General features: G+C 66.3%; 14 protein-coding genes. 8 read left to right on the top strand and 6 right to left on the bottom strand.

From position 1 onward, the window contains the following. Window positions 1-10: 10 nt before the first annotated feature. Both speB and FQV39_RS09740 read left to right on the top strand, forming a co-directional pair. On the top strand, window positions 11-1,063 hold the full coding sequence (gene speB / locus FQV39_RS09745) for an agmatinase (RefSeq protein ID WP_149130109.1): 1,053 nt from the start codon (window positions 11-13) through the stop codon (window positions 1,061-1,063). Further along, window positions 1,060-1,833 carry a hypothetical protein gene (locus FQV39_RS09740; protein WP_149130108.1) on the top strand — a complete coding sequence of 258 codons (774 nt, stop codon included), beginning with the start codon at window positions 1,060-1,062 and terminating at the stop codon, window positions 1,831-1,833. The genes speB and FQV39_RS09740 overlap by 4 nt, the downstream gene beginning before the upstream one ends. Window positions 1,834-1,871: 38 nt before the next feature. Here FQV39_RS09740 and FQV39_RS09735 read toward each other — a convergent pair whose 3' ends face one another. Beyond that, window positions 1,872-2,546 carry a spermidine synthase gene (locus tag FQV39_RS09735; protein WP_149130107.1) on the bottom strand — a complete coding sequence of 225 codons (675 nt, stop codon included), beginning with the start codon at window positions 2,544-2,546 and terminating at the stop codon, window positions 1,872-1,874. A 179-nt stretch (window positions 2,547-2,725) separates the two neighbouring features. Between FQV39_RS09735 and FQV39_RS09730 the strand changes: the two genes are divergently transcribed. The 4 genes from FQV39_RS09730 to FQV39_RS09715 all read left to right on the top strand — a co-directional run bounded on the left by FQV39_RS09730 (window position 2,726) and on the right by FQV39_RS09715 (window position 6,419). After that, a complete protein-coding gene (locus FQV39_RS09730; protein WP_210251190.1) occupies window positions 2,726-3,928 on the top strand; it encodes an MFS transporter in 1,203 nt (400 codons plus the stop codon). A gap of 201 nt (window positions 3,929-4,129) precedes the next feature. After that, a complete protein-coding gene (locus tag FQV39_RS09725; RefSeq protein ID WP_149130105.1) occupies window positions 4,130-4,903 on the top strand; it encodes a transporter substrate-binding domain-containing protein in 774 nt (257 codons plus the stop codon). A gap of 74 nt (window positions 4,904-4,977) precedes the next feature. Then, a complete protein-coding gene (locus FQV39_RS09720; protein ID WP_149130104.1) occupies window positions 4,978-5,706 on the top strand; it encodes an ABC transporter permease in 729 nt (242 codons plus the stop codon). After that, window positions 5,703-6,419 carry an ABC transporter permease gene (locus FQV39_RS09715; protein ID WP_149130103.1) on the top strand — a complete coding sequence of 239 codons (717 nt, stop codon included), beginning with the start codon at window positions 5,703-5,705 and terminating at the stop codon, window positions 6,417-6,419. Before FQV39_RS09720 ends, FQV39_RS09715 begins: the two co-directional genes overlap by 4 nt. A gap of 7 nt (window positions 6,420-6,426) precedes the next feature. Here FQV39_RS09715 and map read toward each other — a convergent pair whose 3' ends face one another. Next, complete coding sequence (gene map / locus FQV39_RS09710; RefSeq protein ID WP_149130102.1) at window positions 6,427-7,179, bottom strand: type I methionyl aminopeptidase; 753 nt, start codon at window positions 7,177-7,179, stop codon at window positions 6,427-6,429. A 133-nt stretch (window positions 7,180-7,312) separates the two neighbouring features. Here map and FQV39_RS09705 point away from each other — a divergent pair, with 133 nt between their 5' ends. Next, window positions 7,313-8,179, top strand: coding sequence for an NAD(P)-dependent oxidoreductase (locus FQV39_RS09705; protein ID WP_149130101.1), 867 nt, complete (start codon window positions 7,313-7,315; stop codon window positions 8,177-8,179). A gap of 51 nt (window positions 8,180-8,230) precedes the next feature. On the opposite strand, the gene FQV39_RS33105 is transcribed toward FQV39_RS09705, so the two are convergent. Beyond that, complete coding sequence (locus FQV39_RS33105; protein WP_187640228.1) at window positions 8,231-9,148, bottom strand: DMT family transporter; 918 nt, start codon at window positions 9,146-9,148, stop codon at window positions 8,231-8,233. Between the two features lie 433 nt (window positions 9,149-9,581). Between FQV39_RS33105 and FQV39_RS09695 the strand changes: the two genes are divergently transcribed. Then, window positions 9,582-11,207, top strand: coding sequence for a methyl-accepting chemotaxis protein (locus FQV39_RS09695; RefSeq protein ID WP_248313306.1), 1,626 nt, complete (start codon window positions 9,582-9,584; stop codon window positions 11,205-11,207). A 144-nt stretch (window positions 11,208-11,351) separates the two neighbouring features. On the opposite strand, the gene FQV39_RS09690 is transcribed toward FQV39_RS09695, so the two are convergent. From FQV39_RS09690 to FQV39_RS09680, 3 genes are all read right to left on the bottom strand, one after another. Then, window positions 11,352-12,116: a hypothetical protein gene (locus tag FQV39_RS09690; RefSeq protein ID WP_149130098.1), complete on the bottom strand. Its 765-nt coding sequence runs from the start codon at window positions 12,114-12,116 to the stop codon at window positions 11,352-11,354. A gap of 245 nt (window positions 12,117-12,361) precedes the next feature. After that, window positions 12,362-13,831, bottom strand: a complete 1,470-nt coding sequence (locus FQV39_RS09685; protein WP_149130097.1) for a hypothetical protein — start codon at window positions 13,829-13,831, stop codon at window positions 12,362-12,364. Next, window positions 13,821-14,471: a hypothetical protein gene (locus FQV39_RS09680; RefSeq protein WP_149130096.1), complete on the bottom strand. Its 651-nt coding sequence runs from the start codon at window positions 14,469-14,471 to the stop codon at window positions 13,821-13,823. Before FQV39_RS09680 ends, FQV39_RS09685 begins: the two co-directional genes overlap by 11 nt. Window position 14,472: the final 1 nt, after the last annotated feature.

Here is a 14,472-nt window from a genome sequence, read left to right as displayed (position 1 = left end):
GGAGACAGGCATGGATCAGGACAAGCTCAACCGGTTGCGGCAGCGCTATGCCGGCGCCAGCGGTGGCGACATTCACGATCCGCGCTTCGCCAAGGTCGCTGCCGGGCAGTTCACCGGTGACAGGCGCAAATGGCCCTTCGCGGACGTCGCCACCTTCGTCGGCGCGCCCTATCGTCCGGATGCCTTGGCCAAGCCGGATCTCGGAGGGCTCGATGTCGCGATCATCGGCGTGCCGATGGATCTGGGCGTGACCAACCGGGCGGGCGCCCGTCTCGGGCCGCGCGCCGTCCGTGCTGTCGAGCGGATGGGTCCCATGGACCACGCGCTCGGCACCGCGCCCTTCACCCTGATCAAGGCCGCCGATATCGGCGACGTGCCGTTCCGCTCGCGTTACTCGCTTGAAAGCTGCCACGAGGACATCGAGGCAACCTTCCGGACGATCGTAGAGGCTGGCGTCTCGCCGCTCGCGGTCGGCGGCGATCACTCCATCACCTATTCGATCCTCAAGGCCGTCGGCGCCAAGCGCCCGGTCGGCATGGTGCATATCGACGCTCATTGCGACACCTCCGGCCCCTATGAGGGCTCGAAGTTCCATCACGGCGGGCCGTTCCGCCAGGCCGTGCTGGACGGCGTGCTCGATCCCGAGCGCGTCATCCAGATCGGCATCCGCGGCGGCGCCGAATATCTCTGGGAGTTCTCCTACGAGTCCGGCATGACCGTGATTCACGCCAACGAGGTCGACGATCTCGGCCTGGAGGCGGTGATCGCCAAGGCGCTGGCCGTGATCGGCGAAGGGCCGACCTATGTCTCCTTCGATGTCGATTCGCTCGACCCCGGTTTCGCGCCCGGAACCGGCACGCCTGAAGTCGGCGGCTTGACGCCGCGCGAGGCGCTGGCGATTTTGCGCGCGCTCAAGGGGCGCGACATCGTGGCGGCTGATGTCGTCGAGGTCGCGCCGCAATACGATGCGACCAGCAACACGGCGCAATGCGCGGCGCAGGTCCTCTTCACCGAGCTCTGCCTTCTGGCGGAGGCCCGCGCCGCAGGAAAAGGAAGACCATGACGAGGTTCGGTTCGATCGCACGGCTCGCCGCTTTGGGCGGGCTCTGCCTGTTGGGGTTCGCTGCGCGTGCCGAGGTGCCGCAGAATGGATCGGCCTATATGGACGCCGCCTTCGCTTCGGTCGAGACGATGATCAAGGCTTCGGAGAACAGGCCGAACCTGCCGCGCCTGGCTGATCCCGTCGAAGGCAAGGTGCTGGCGGATGTCTGGGACGAGCCGGCCATCCTCGGGAAGAAGCCCTATACGGGCGCTGATATCCCGGCGTTGCTCAACATCGTCCAGAAGCAGTCTCGGATCCTGCAGGTCTACACCCTGTTCTCGCCCGATCGAAAGCCGCCGGACACGGCCAAGAACGTCGTCGAGTACCAGGACGAGCTGACGCGGACCCATGTCTTCCTGCTGAAGGCAGTCGCCGCATCCCTCCAGGCGATCAACAATTTCGGTGCACATCTGCAGGCCGACGAGAAAACCGAGGCCCGTTTTCAGGGGATCCGGCAGATGCGTCTCGGCCTGCAGCAGATCGTGACCGGAGCGTCTCTGGCGCTGCGCAATCCGGCGCTGAAGCCGGAGAATCAGCTTCTGATCGCGCGCAGCCTTGCCCAGAACGCGGCCGATATCGCCGCAGGCGTCGCGCCTGCGGATCGACAGGCGATGATCGCGGCCCTGCAGGCGGCTCAGCCGGTTCTGAAGCCGGATGCGAAGAAGGCGGTTGGCGAGTTCATCCAGACCGTTTCGGCCGCGGCCTGCGACGGGCTCTGCCGGCTCAACTGAGGTGGCGGCCGGCACCCCGGTCGCCTCTTGGCAATGCCTTAGCGCCGCGCCGCCAGCCAGATCACATGCCGCGCCCCGCCGCCCGTCCGGCGGGCGCGCGCCGTGACCTCCTCGGTGGCGAAGTCGGCGTTGCGCAGCCGTCGGGTGAAGCCGTGATCCGGCCCTGACGACCAGACTGCGAGAATGCCGCCCGGCCGCAGCGCCTCCTTGGCGACATGCAGACCCTCGGCGCCGTACAGGCGGTCGTTCCCGGCGACGGTCAGCCCTTCCGGCCCGTTGTCGACATCGAGCAGGATGGCGTCATAGCGGCCCTTGGCTTTGGCGATGACGCCGGCCACGTCGGCGACGGTCAACTGCACGCGCGGATCGTCCAGGCAGCCGGCGAAGACCGCGGCCATCGGCCCGCGCGCCCAGCCGACGACGGCCGGTATCAGTTCGGCCACCTCGACCTCTGCGTCGGGCGGCAGATGGGTGAGGGCGGCCCGCAGCGTGAAGCCCATCCCAAGCCCGCCGATCAGCATTCTGATCCGGGGACGCTGGCCCAACCGCTCGCAGACCAGCTTCGCCAACGCCTCTTCCGAGCCGCTGAGACGGCTGTTCATCAGCTCGTTGCTGCCGAGCATGATCGAGAATTCGCTGCCCCGCTGCTTCAGGCGCAGCTCTCCGCTGCCGTCGGGCAGGGGCGTGCTGTCGAGAACTGTCCAGGGAATCACGTTGCTCTCACCTGTGTCTGAGCCCGCCTTATAACTCTATCCGACCGATGTGCATCGGGCAGGTCGACATGCTCGCTGCGCATGCGCTGCCGTCGTTTATTCCGCTGTTGTGGCGTTCGTGGAATGGCTATTTCATGTTGCGGCGCAGCATAGCGTCGCCATCCCATCGAAAGCCATCCATGAGCTTCGCCGCGCACGACCGCAGCCTGAACGCAGGCACGTCCGCCCTTCGCTCGACGCCGGTCGGGCTGGTGCTGTTCGCGCTCGCCATGGGCGGATTCGCGATCGGCACGACCGAATTCGCTGCGATGAGTCTGTTGCCCTATTTTTCGGCAGGCCTCGGCATTGATGAGCCCACGGCGGGGCATGTCATCAGCATCTATGCGCTCGGTGTCGTGGTCGGTGCGCCGCTGATCGCCGTGCTGGCGGCGCGGGTTCCGCGCCGCACGCTGCTGATCGGGCTGATGACCGTCTTCGCCATCGGCAACGGCCTGAGCGCGCTGGCGCCGAATTATCACTGGATGCTGGCCTTCCGCTTCCTCAGTGGCCTGCCGCATGGCGCCTATTTCGGGGTGGCGGCATTGGTCGCGGCCTCACTCTCGCCGCCGAATCGGCGCGCGCAATCGGTCGCGCGGGTCATGCTCGGCTTGACGATCGCGACGATCCTCGGCGTTCCGGCCGCGAGTTGGATGGGGCAGGTCTTGGGATGGCGGTCGGGCTTCGCCATCGTCGCGGGCCTGGCCCTGCTGACGGTCCTGCTGATTGCGCTCTACGCGCCACGCGACAAGGTCCAACCGGGCGCGAGCCCGCTGCGCGAACTCGGCGCGCTGAAGCGCCGACAGGTCTGGCTGACGCTCGCCACCGGCGCGATCGGCTTCGGCGGGCTCTTTGCGGTCTACGCCTATTTGGCCTCGACCCTGATGGCAGTGACCGGTGCTTCGCCGGCGCTGGTACCGATCGTGCTCGCCGTCTTCGGCCTTGGGCTGACATTCGGCACGCTCTTCGCCGGCTGGGCCGCCGATCGGGCGCTGGTTCCGGCCACTGCGGGCCTTCTGCTGTGGAGCGCCTTCTGGCTCGCGGCCTTCCCCTTCGCTGCCGGCAACATCTGGGCGGTCTCGCTGGTCGTCTTCATGATCGGCAGCGGCGGCGGCCTTGGCGCCATGCTGCAGACGCGCCTGATGGACGTTGCCGAAGACGCGCAGACGCTCGCCGCTGCGCTGAATCACAGCGCCTTCAACACGGCCAATGCGCTCGGCCCCTGGCTCGGCGGCATGGCGATCGCCGCCGGCTACGGATGGACCTCAACCGGCTGGGTCGGCGCGGCGCTGGCGCTGGGCGGCCTCGCGATCTGGATCGTCGCGGTCATCGACGCGCGCCGCTAGCGGGGCCTGCGCGGCGTTCCTGCGCCGGCCTGTCTTCTCCTTTGGCAGTATTGACCGGGTTGCCGGCCCTTTGGGCGGTGCAGGGCGTCAAAAGCTGCGGGGCTCCCTCTTGCGGGTGAGGCGAAACTGCGCCCAATCTGTCGCAGCGGGGTCGGACCGGGACAAGGTAAACTCGGCGGCCCCGAAACTGCGGGAGGTCTCATGAAGGGTTTCGTTCGTTTCGTCGCCGCTGCGGCGCTGACGCTGGCTGGTGCGACAGGCGCTCTCGCCCAGGCCAAGGAGTGGAAGGAGATTCGGATCGGCACGGAAGGCGCCTATCCGCCCTACAACAACCTGAACGCCAAGAAGGAGCTCGAAGGCTTCGAGATCGATTACGGCAACCTGCTCTGCGAGAAGATGAAGGTGAAATGCACCTGGGTGGTGCAGGATTGGGACGGCATCATTCCGGCGCTGCTCGCCAACAAATACGACGTCATCTTCGCCGGCATGAACGCGACCGACGAGCGCAAGAAGCGGGTCGATTTCACCTCGGTCTACAGTAAGACGCCGATCTGGGCGATCGGGCCGAAGAGCACCAAGTCCGACGACATCTCCCCGGCGGCGCTCAAGGGCAAGTCGGTCGGCACGCAGGGCTCGACCATCCACGCCAACTATCTCGAGAAGTTCTACAAGGATTCCGACATCCGCCTCTATCCGACTCAGGAGGAAGCGAATCTCGACCTGCTCAACGGCCGTCTTGACTATATCGTCGCCGACGCGCTCGCGCTTTCGGATTTCCTCCGCGGCAAGGGCAAGGATTGCTGCCGCAAGATCGCCGAGGTGAAGCGCGACGACGCCATCCACGGCCCCGGCGTCGGCGGCGCCGTGCGCAAGTCGGACACCGAGCTGAAAGAGATGATCAGCAAGGCCATCGCCGAGACCATGGCCGACGGCTCGCACAAGAAGCTTGAGGACAAGTGGTTCAAGTACGATTGAGCCGGCTGTCCTGAACCGTTTCCGCCGGCCCGGTCGGGCCGGCGGGCATAAGCTTCTCCTGTTTCGGCATCCCCATGCTCGATAAATTCGCGCTGCTCGGCTTCGGCCCCGAAGGCTGGGGCTGGGCCCTGCTGCAGGGCGCCGCCGTCACCATTTCGATCGCGCTGGCGACGCTGCCTTTCGGGCTTGCGCTGGGGCTGCTCGTCGCGCTCGGCAAGCGCTCGGACAATGCGCTGCTGCGCGGCCTCTCCACGCTCTACACCACGATCTTTCGTGGCGTGCCCGAGCTGCTCACGCTCTACATCATCTATTTCGGCATCCAGATCGTGCTCCAGCAGCTCTGGCAGAAATTCGGCCTGCCGGGCTCCTTCAGCATGCCGCCCTTCGTCGCCGGCATGGTCGCGCTCGGGGTCGTCCTCTCCGCCTTCTCCAGCGAGGTCTGGGTCGGCGCGCTGAACTCGATCCAGAAGGGCCAGCGCGAGGCCGCCGCCGCGCTGGGCTTGAGCAAGGCGCAGGCCTTCCGCCTCGTCGTCCTGCCGCAGCTCATCCGCGTGGCGCTGCCCGGCCTCGGCAACAACTGGATGGTGCTGCTCAAGGAGACCTCGCTGGTCTCGGTCATCACCCTGCCGGACATCATGTTCATCACGACCCGCGCCAATGTCGTGACCAAGGAACCGTTCCTGTTCTTCGGCGCGGCGATGCTGATCTACCTGTTCTTCTCGCTGGTCTCAGCCCGGACGATCGACGGGTTGGAACGACGCGCCAATCGCGGCTTCGCCGCCTTCGGAGGCGCGACGCGATGAACTGGTGCGAGTATCCCGGCTGGTTCCTCGGCAGCGAAGTCCTGCAGAACTATGGCTGCCGGATGGCGTCGGGCCTCTGGATCACGGTCGAGCTGGTCATCTTCTCGGTGCTGCTCGGCTTCGCGATGGCGTTCGGGCTCGCCGTCGCCAGGCTTTACGGGCCGCGCTGGGCGGCGCGGCTTGTCAGTGGCTACACCACCTTCTTCCGCGGCACGCCGCTGCTCTGCCAGCTCTTCCTCGTCTATTACGGCCTCGGCCAGTTTCGCGTGTTCTGGCAGGACATCGGGCTGTGGTGGTTCTTCCGCGATCCGTTCTACTGCGCGCTCCTCACCTTCACGATCAACACGGCCGCCTATCAGGCCGAGATCCTGCGCGGCGCCATCCAGTCGATCCCGCGCGGGCAGTTCGAGGGGGCGCTCTCGCTCGGCCTGCATCGCTGGGCGACGCTGCGCCTCGTCGTGATGCCGCAGGCGATGATCCTGGCGCTGCGCCCGCTCGGCAACGAGCTGATCGTGATGATCAAAGCGAGCGCCATCGCCTCGCTGGTCACGCTGTTCGATCTGATGGGGGCGACGCGGCTGGCCTTCGCTCGCTCCTTCGACCTGTCGATCTATCTCTATGCAGCGCTGATCTATCTCGTGTTCGTCGAGATCATCCGGCGCGTCTGGGACAGGCTCGAGATCAGGCTCAGCCGCCATATGGCGCTGCGCTGAGCCGACCTCAGCCCGGTAGGGTGAGGACGACGGCGCCGCGCGGGGTCGCGACGACGGTATGCTCGTATTGGACGGTGGGCGCGCAAGGCTCGCTGTAGAGCGTCCAGCGATCGCCGTCCCCTTGTTCCGCCCAGTCCGCGCCTAGCGACAGGAACGGCTCGACGGTGAAGACGAGTCCGTTCGTCATGGTCCGGCGCTCGCGCCGGTCGGGCCAGGTCGCGATCTCCGTCGGCTCCTCGTGGAGTAAGCGGCCAACGCCGTGGCTCGCCAGGTTACGCACCAGCGTATAGCCGTGCTTGTCGGCGAAGCGCCCTACAGCCTGGCCGATGCCGGCGAGAGGCTTGCCCGCGCCGACCTGACCGATGCCGGCCCAGAGCGCACGCCGGCCGTCGCGGCAGAGGCGCTCGAGCCTGGGCTTGACTGGCGGCACGGCGAAGGAGGCGCCGGTATCGGCGAAGAAGCCGTCCTTCTCCGCCGAGACGTCGATATTGACGAGATCGCCCGCCAGGATGCGCCGCTCGCCCGGGATGCCGTGGGCGATCTCCTCATTGACGCTGATGCAGGTCGCGCCCGGGAAATCATAGGCGAGTTCCGGGGCCGGGCGTGCGCCGTGCCGTTCGAGGAAATCGCGCCCGATCGTATCGAGCTCGACCGTCGTCATGCCGGGCTCGAGCGCCTTGCCCATGGCGGCAAGCGCGCGTGCCACGATTCGGCCGATCTCGCTGAGCGCCTGCAGTTCGTCGTCGTTCGATATGGTCATGGACCCGAGCTAAGCCGCCGGCCTCTCGGCCGCAACGGAAAAAGCCGCATGGGCGGCTGGCACGCAACCGCCTTCCCGGCCGGGCAACGGCGCGCTAAAGCGTGTCAGTCTTCAGGAAGAGCGGGAGCTGCTCATGGCCAAAGTCGCGTTCATCGGTCTCGGCGTGATGGGATATCCCATGGCGGGCCATCTCAAGGCCAAGGGCCATGAGGTCACCGTCTACAACCGCAACCCGACGAGGGCTCAAGGATGGGTCGCTCAGCATGGCGGCCTCTCCGCGCCGACCCCGGCCGATGCCGCGAAGGGCCAGGAGATCGTCTTCGCCTGCGTCGGCAATGACGACGATCTGCGCTCGGTGACGATCGGCGAAAACGGCGCCTTTGCGGGCATGGAGAAGGGCGCGATCTTCGTCGACCACACCACGGCCTCGGCGAATGTCGCGCGCGAGCTCTACGAGGCGTCGAAGCAGGGCGGATTCGGTTTCATCGACGCTCCCGTCTCGGGCGGTCAGGCAGGCGCCGAGAACGGCGTGCTGACCGTGATGTGCGGCGGCGAGCCCGAGACCTACGCCCGCGTCGAGCCGGTGATCGCGAGCTTCGCCCGCATGTGCCGTCTGATGGGCCCGGCCGGCTCCGGTCAGCTCACCAAGATGGTCAACCAGATCTGCATCGCCGGCCTGGTCCAGGGCTTGTCCGAAGGCGTGCACTTCGCCAAGCGCGCCGGGCTCGATGTCGAGACCATGCTGGAGGTGATCTCCAAGGGGGCTGCCGGCTCCTGGCAGATGGAGAACCGCGGCAAGACGATGAACCAGAACAAGTTCGACTTCGGCTTTGCCGTCGACTGGATGCGCAAGGATCTCGGCATCGTCCTCGACGAGGCCCGCCGCAATGGCGCGCAGTTGCCGGTCACCGCGCTCGTCGACCAGTTCTATGCCGAGGTGCAGAAGATGGGCGGCAATCGCTGGGATACCTCCAGCCTGATCGCCCGTCTGGAACCGTAAAGCGGCACTGTCGCCGAAATCCTGAGACGGGCCCTCATGGCCCGTCGACCATCAGGCGGCCTCTTTCGAAGGATCGGAGCGGCGGTCCAGCCTCAGCCGGGAATCCGGCCGTACACGCTGCCGGTGCATGGTGTAGAGCCCGCTGCCGACGATCAGCCCGATGCCGAGGAAGGCGAAGAGATCGGGCACATCGCCCCAGACGAGATAGCCAAGCAGCGCCGCGAAGACGATGACGGCGTAGCGGTACTGCGAGATCACGCCGACATCGGTGCGACGGAAAGCGCTGATGATGAAGAAGGTGCCGACCGTGACCAGCACGGCAGCCAGGGCGACATAGACGGTCTCGAGCCGCCAGACCGGCAGCCATTGTTCGGTCAGCCCATAGCCGAGTGCGACAATGCCGACGAGGACCGTCGTGGTCAGCGACACCACGGTGGAGGGCACATCATCGCCGATCGTACGGGTCGCGAGATCCCGGCAGGCGACGAGAAAGGTGCTGAACAGGGCGACGAGCGCTGCAGAATTGAAGGAGGTGGCGCCCGGCTTCACCACGAAGAGCACGCCGGTGAAGCCGATGGTCAGCGCCAGCGTCCGTCGCCAGCCGACCCGCTCAATCCCCAGCACGACCGCCAGCGCGACGATCAGCAGCGGGGAGGCCATGTTGATCGCGGTGATGTTGGCGAGCGGCAGCAGGCCGAGCGACCAGCCGAAGGTCAGCGCGCTGAAGGCCTCCAGCGTCCCGCGCAGCAGCACGCGCGGCCGGAAGGCCATCGCGAGCCGGTCGCTTTCGCGCGCGGCGAAAACGAGCACGAAACCGACGATGATCGCGAAGGCTGCTCTGAGTGCGATCGCCTGCCCGGCGGGATAGGTTTCGCGCGCCAGCTTCATCAGCGTGTCGTTGACGACGAAGAGCGATATGGCCGCGAGCATGAAGACGATGCCGCGGCGGTTTTCGGCTGCACTGGCCAAGGGAAACGACCCTGCTGGGATGTTTAGGCTGCGAAATGGGAAAGCGAGAACGGCGTCAGATCGAAAGGCGATTGGCCGACGGTCCAGGTCGGCGAGGATCTCGCCGATCGCGCTGGCGAATTTGAAGCCATGGCTCGGGCCTGTACGACGCGGAAGGCCAAGCCATACAGACCCGTCGATAGGCGGTCCAATGCTTCTGAAGCACAGGCGCTGTGCAGGCGCCGAGGAAGCTTTTGTTAACGGTCGCCACCCATAACCGGATGCAAGGCTGACCTTAGGTGAGACTGGGCTGGGGATGCAGGGCAGGATACGACGCTGGCTGAGCGCTCGAACTCCAGCGAATGGCGAAGCTTCATCGGAGCCGACGACAGTCGAGGCGGCAGAGGCCCCAGCCCCACAGATCGCTCCCAGCGACCTTTCCGTCCGCGATGCAGTGGACGACATCGAACGCGATATCCTGTTCGCGATGGATCGGCTCATCAAGGAGCTAGGCGAGGTCGAGAAGCTATCGGCTGATTCCGAAAGCGGTTCGCGCACCATTCTGGAGAGCGCTGGCAGCATGCGCATGGCTGTCGGTGCTGCGAGCGAGAACGCCTCGGTCCTGGCGGCGGCGACGCAACAGGTTTCCCAATCGGCCGAGCAGGTCGACAGCGCGATGGCGAGCGTCCGCAATCGGCTCGACACCGCAGTCGAGCGCGCCGGTCAGGCCACCTTGATGCTCGATGGGCTGGCCGCGGCGACCGGCGAGATCCACGGCATCGTCGATTCCATTGCGGAGATCGCCCGGCAGACCAATCTGCTGGCGCTCAACGCGGCAATCGAGGCGGCCCGTGCGGGCGAGGCTGGCCGCGGCTTCGGTGTGGTTGCCCATGAGGTCAAGTCGCTCTCCATCGAGGTGAGCGAGGCCGTGGAGCATATCCGCAGCCGGGTCGACCGGCTCACCCACGCAGCCCAGAGCTCGACCGGCATCGTCAACGAGGCCTTGCAGATCGTGCGGGACGTCAACCCGCTCATGAGCATGATCAGCGAGGCTTCGCAGGAGCAGGCCGCTTCGACGGCGGAGCTGTCGCGCAATGCCCGCGAGGCGGCGCTTTTCGTGGAAAACGTCGCACGCCGCGCCGATGAGATCGACCGGATCGCGCATGCCACGGTCGCCGAGAGCGAACGGGCGCGCCGGGCTTCGGAGAAGGGCAGCCGACTGGTCGGTCGCATGCTCCGGCGCTTCAAGCCGGTCCTGCGGCACTCCGCCTTCGCCGACCGGCGGCGCTTCGATCGCTTTCCGACCGCGCGCCGCGCCCAGCTGAAACTCGGCGGCATCGATCTGTCGAGCCGCATCGTCGATGTTGGCCGCGGCGGTGCGCTTCTCGCCGACACGCAGTCTGTGCAGTTCGGCGGCGTAGGGACACTCACCATCGACGGTCTGCCGCCGCTTCCCTGCCGGATGGCAGGGCAAAGTGAGCATGGATTGCACCTCGCCTTCGATGCGGATGCGGTCGCCGGCAGTGGCGCCCTGGCGCAGATGATCGAGGACATCGAACGTTCCTATCGGCCGCTCATCGAGCGCGCCCAGGACTTTGCTCGCGAGGTCGCCGCGGCGATGGAAATCGCCATAGAGAAAGGGCTTGTCGCGGAGGAGGAGCTGTTCGAAGCGGACTACACGCCAGTTCCCGAGAGCGAACCGCTCCAGTATCTGAGCCCAAGCCTGCCGGCTCTGGAAGCCGTCCTGCCGCCTTTGCTCGAAAGGACGCTCGCCAGCGATCCGCGCCTGGTTTTCGCCGTGCCGAGCGATCGCAATGGCTACGTGCCGGTGCATCATGCCGGAACGTCGCAGCCGCAGCGCAACCATGATCCGATCTGGAACGCCGTCCATTCCTGCAACCGGCGCATCCTCGACAGCCGCTCCGGCATCAGCGCGAGCTGTTCGGTGCGTCCGTTCCTGGTCCAGCTCTGCCAGCATGACTTCGGGAACGGGCGCAGCGAGGCGCTGAGCGAGATCAACGCGCCGTTGCGGGTGCGGGGGCGCCACTGGGGCGGTGTCCGGATGGCCTACAGGCTCTAGAGCATTTTCGAGCGAAGTGGACACCGGTTCGCGTGAAGAAAACGCGATAAAACAAAGACCTAGAGCACTTTCGCGATTCGAGGAAACGCGGAAGTGCTCTAACGTCCGCGACGCGCAGGTCGAAGTAGAGCAGACGGGTTCAGGCTACAGCCTGTCCCAGGTCACCGAGATGTTGAGCTTCTGGAAGGCCTGCTTCCAGAGCGAAGCGGCTTGCTCCAACCGGTTCGGGTCGTAGACGCCCTGGACCTGATGGATGCTGAGAGTCCACGTCTTTGCGCCCGAATCCTGCCAGACCTTGTCGAGCAGGCGTCTCAGCCGCTCCGGATCGCGCGCGCCGGCGCCGTTGCCGAAGACGGTGAATTGGCCTGAGTTCTGCAGCATGTCCGAGACGAGGACGAGCGAGCGGTCGCCGTTCGGCACGCGGTTCTCGCGGCGCGAGACGACATCGCCGATGGCCTCGACGATCGGTGACTGGTTGCCCTTCGCCGGCTGGGTCAGCACGGTCAGCGCCTCGTCGAGCGGGCGGCCGAATTTCTCGACCCATTTTACATATTCGCGGCGCGGATTGCCGATCAGCTCGCTCGCCGTCTTGCCGGGGTTGCACAGCGAGATCAGCGCCGGGAAGCCGGGCTCGAATACGTCGTTGAACACATAGATCGACAGCATCCGCTCGGCTGGCAATTCGTCGCCGATCTGCTTGACCAGCTTCTTCAGTCGCGCAGCCTGCACCTCGCTCCAGGGATCGGTCTTGTCGACGAGGATGAGCGTGTGCCCGACCGGGCCCGTCTTAGGGCAGAGCGTCTCCTGGTCGCGCGGCGGGCCGCGCAGCAGGGAAGGGGCCGCGAAGAAGCCGACGAGCGCGACGCCCGCGAGCAGGGAGGCGACGATGGCCAGGTTCTCAGTCTTCATGACAGTGAACCTAGCCTGCGTTGCACGGGCACGGAACCACGACCGTCATCATTCCGGGGCGGCCCTTAGGGCCGAGCCCGGAACCCATGAACACCGTCGCCGATCCAATTTTGCAGGGATCGCTTGCCGGAGAGGGAGTTCCCGCGTTGTCCATGCGCTTCTGAACCAGCGACGGTGTTCATGAATTCCGGGCCCAAGCGCTGTGCGCTCGCCCGGAATGACGGTGCGATTCATCGCAAGCGAACCTACCGTGGCATTGCGGCGAAATCCTCCGCCGCCTGTTTCTGGGCCGCTTCGTCCTGCTCGAAGGCTTCGCGCCCGGCCTGCGCCGCGCGCAGCTTCACCTGCTCGATCTCGCCGGCGAGGTCGACGCCGCGCAGCAGCATCAATCGGTCCTTGAGCTTGGCTTCGATTAGCGCGGGCATGCTGGTGAGCAGCTGCTCGAAATCCTCGATCTGCCGGCGCGCCGCGACATATTCCGGCAGCTCTCCCGGCTGGTCGATCTCGGCGAGGTTGAGCGATTGCGCGAAATAGGCTGGCGGCAGATCGGTTCGGATGCGCAGATTGGCCTCGCGATACTGCATCATCGCTGCGTCCTTGGCCGCGCGCAGCTGCCCAAGGCGGGAGAGATAGAGGTCGCGCGCTTTTTCGGCGGCCGCCTTCGTGCCCTGCAGCTTGCCCAGCTCGTCGCGGCAATCGGCGCGGAAACCGTCGATCTGGGTGCGGATCGCCTCCAGCTCCGGCAGCAGCTCGCCGTCGAGTCGCCGCCGCTCCTCCTCGACCGCGCTCCAGCGCTGGCGCCAGCGCTTGTAGGCGGTGGCATGGCCCGGATAGGTGCCGAAGGCGGTAAAGCCCTTCGTCGCTGCGACGAAGGCGACGAGGCAGCCGATGATGACCAGCGCGACCGATTTGATGTCGTAGATCGCGAAGGGGTTTTCCATCATGCGCGGCATGACCTGGAAGGAGCGTGCATCCGGATTGGCGATCAGCATCTCGCGGTAATGGCCGACCGCGAGGTTGAACAGCACGATGAGCGCGATCATTCCGGCATAGGCTGGCAGCGCCCAGAACAGGTGTGAGCTCTTCACATGCTGGCAGTAGCGGGCCGGTCCGACCCCCATGAAAAAGCCGAGCGCGATGTTGAGCGCCGAGATGATGACGGCGGTGGCCGCGCCGCCGACCAGGCCGAAATCGCTCGCTTCTGCAAAGAAGTTGCCGTTGAGCAGGCTCTCTATCACCAGCGGCACGACGAGGAAGAACAGTATGAACTGCCACTTGTCGAGCTTGGGATCGGCGCGGCGCTTGTTCTCGTAGTTGAAGAAGGCGTATTCGCGCTTGGCCCTGAGGGCATCGTAGATGCGCTGCTCCAGCTCGCTGCCGTGCTTGTTGAGCATGGCCCGCATCGTCGCCTCGACGCTGCGCACGCGCCCCTCGAAGCGTTGCTGCGTGAACAGCTCGCGCCGGCTCACGATCTCGGCCTGGATGGCGTTGAGCCGGGCTGCCGCCTCCTGTCGCAGCGTGGTGTAGTGCTCGCGCGCCTTGGCGATCAGCGTCTGCTCGGTCTGCGACAGCATCGTCGCATCGGCCGGCGGCAGGTTCTCCACCGCATCGCTTGCGCCGTTGTGGCCGGCCCTGACCGACTCCGCGAGATGATGCGCCGTCATCGCCGGGGTGGTGCCGCGCAGCGAGGCCATGTTGCCGTTGTCATTCGCCATGGGCGGCTCGCATCAGGAACAGGCGGGCATCCACGACATCGACCCAGAAATCGCGGAAGCCCGGATAGGCCGGGCGCAGATAGGCGCGCTCGAACCAGATCGTCAGCGCGACGAGCCCGGCGCCCGCCAGCATGGGCAGGATGGCGGGGAGGGACAAAGCTGTGGGATCGAGCGCCGAAAGCCGCCAGCCAAGCCCGGCCAGCACCATGGCACAGGCGATCAGAAGCAAAGCACGAACGCGGTGGCGGCCGGTATCGTAGGCGAGTTGCAGCGCCCCGGTCATCATCGCGATCGCGAAGGCCGCGCAGAGTTCTAGCACGGCGAGGCCCGCCAGGACGCCCGCGATTCCGGCCCCGATGCCGGTCGGCGATGCAGGCGAAAGCACCAGGAAGACGCCGCGGCCGGATGACCAGGCCAGATAGAGGCAGAAGAGCAGGGTGGCCCCGATCAGGATGGCGAGAAGGGGCAGGGGGCGCCGCAAACGTACCGCCATGATGGCCAGCCGCGCCGCATGGGTCTGCCGCACGGCGTCATCGATTGCGCTTGCCGCCGCTTTCACGCGGCCTGCGATCGCCTTGAACATGACCCGCCGCAACTCCACCCGTCGCCCGACGGTGCCGGTATTCGCCTGGCCGGTCAAG

The sequence above is a fragment of the Bosea sp. F3-2 genome (assembly GCF_008253865.1).
Taxonomy (GTDB): Bacteria; Pseudomonadota; Alphaproteobacteria; order Rhizobiales; family Beijerinckiaceae; genus Allobosea.
The sequence above is the reverse complement of the archived record's forward strand: the minus strand, read 5'-3'. Positions and strand labels throughout refer to the sequence as shown.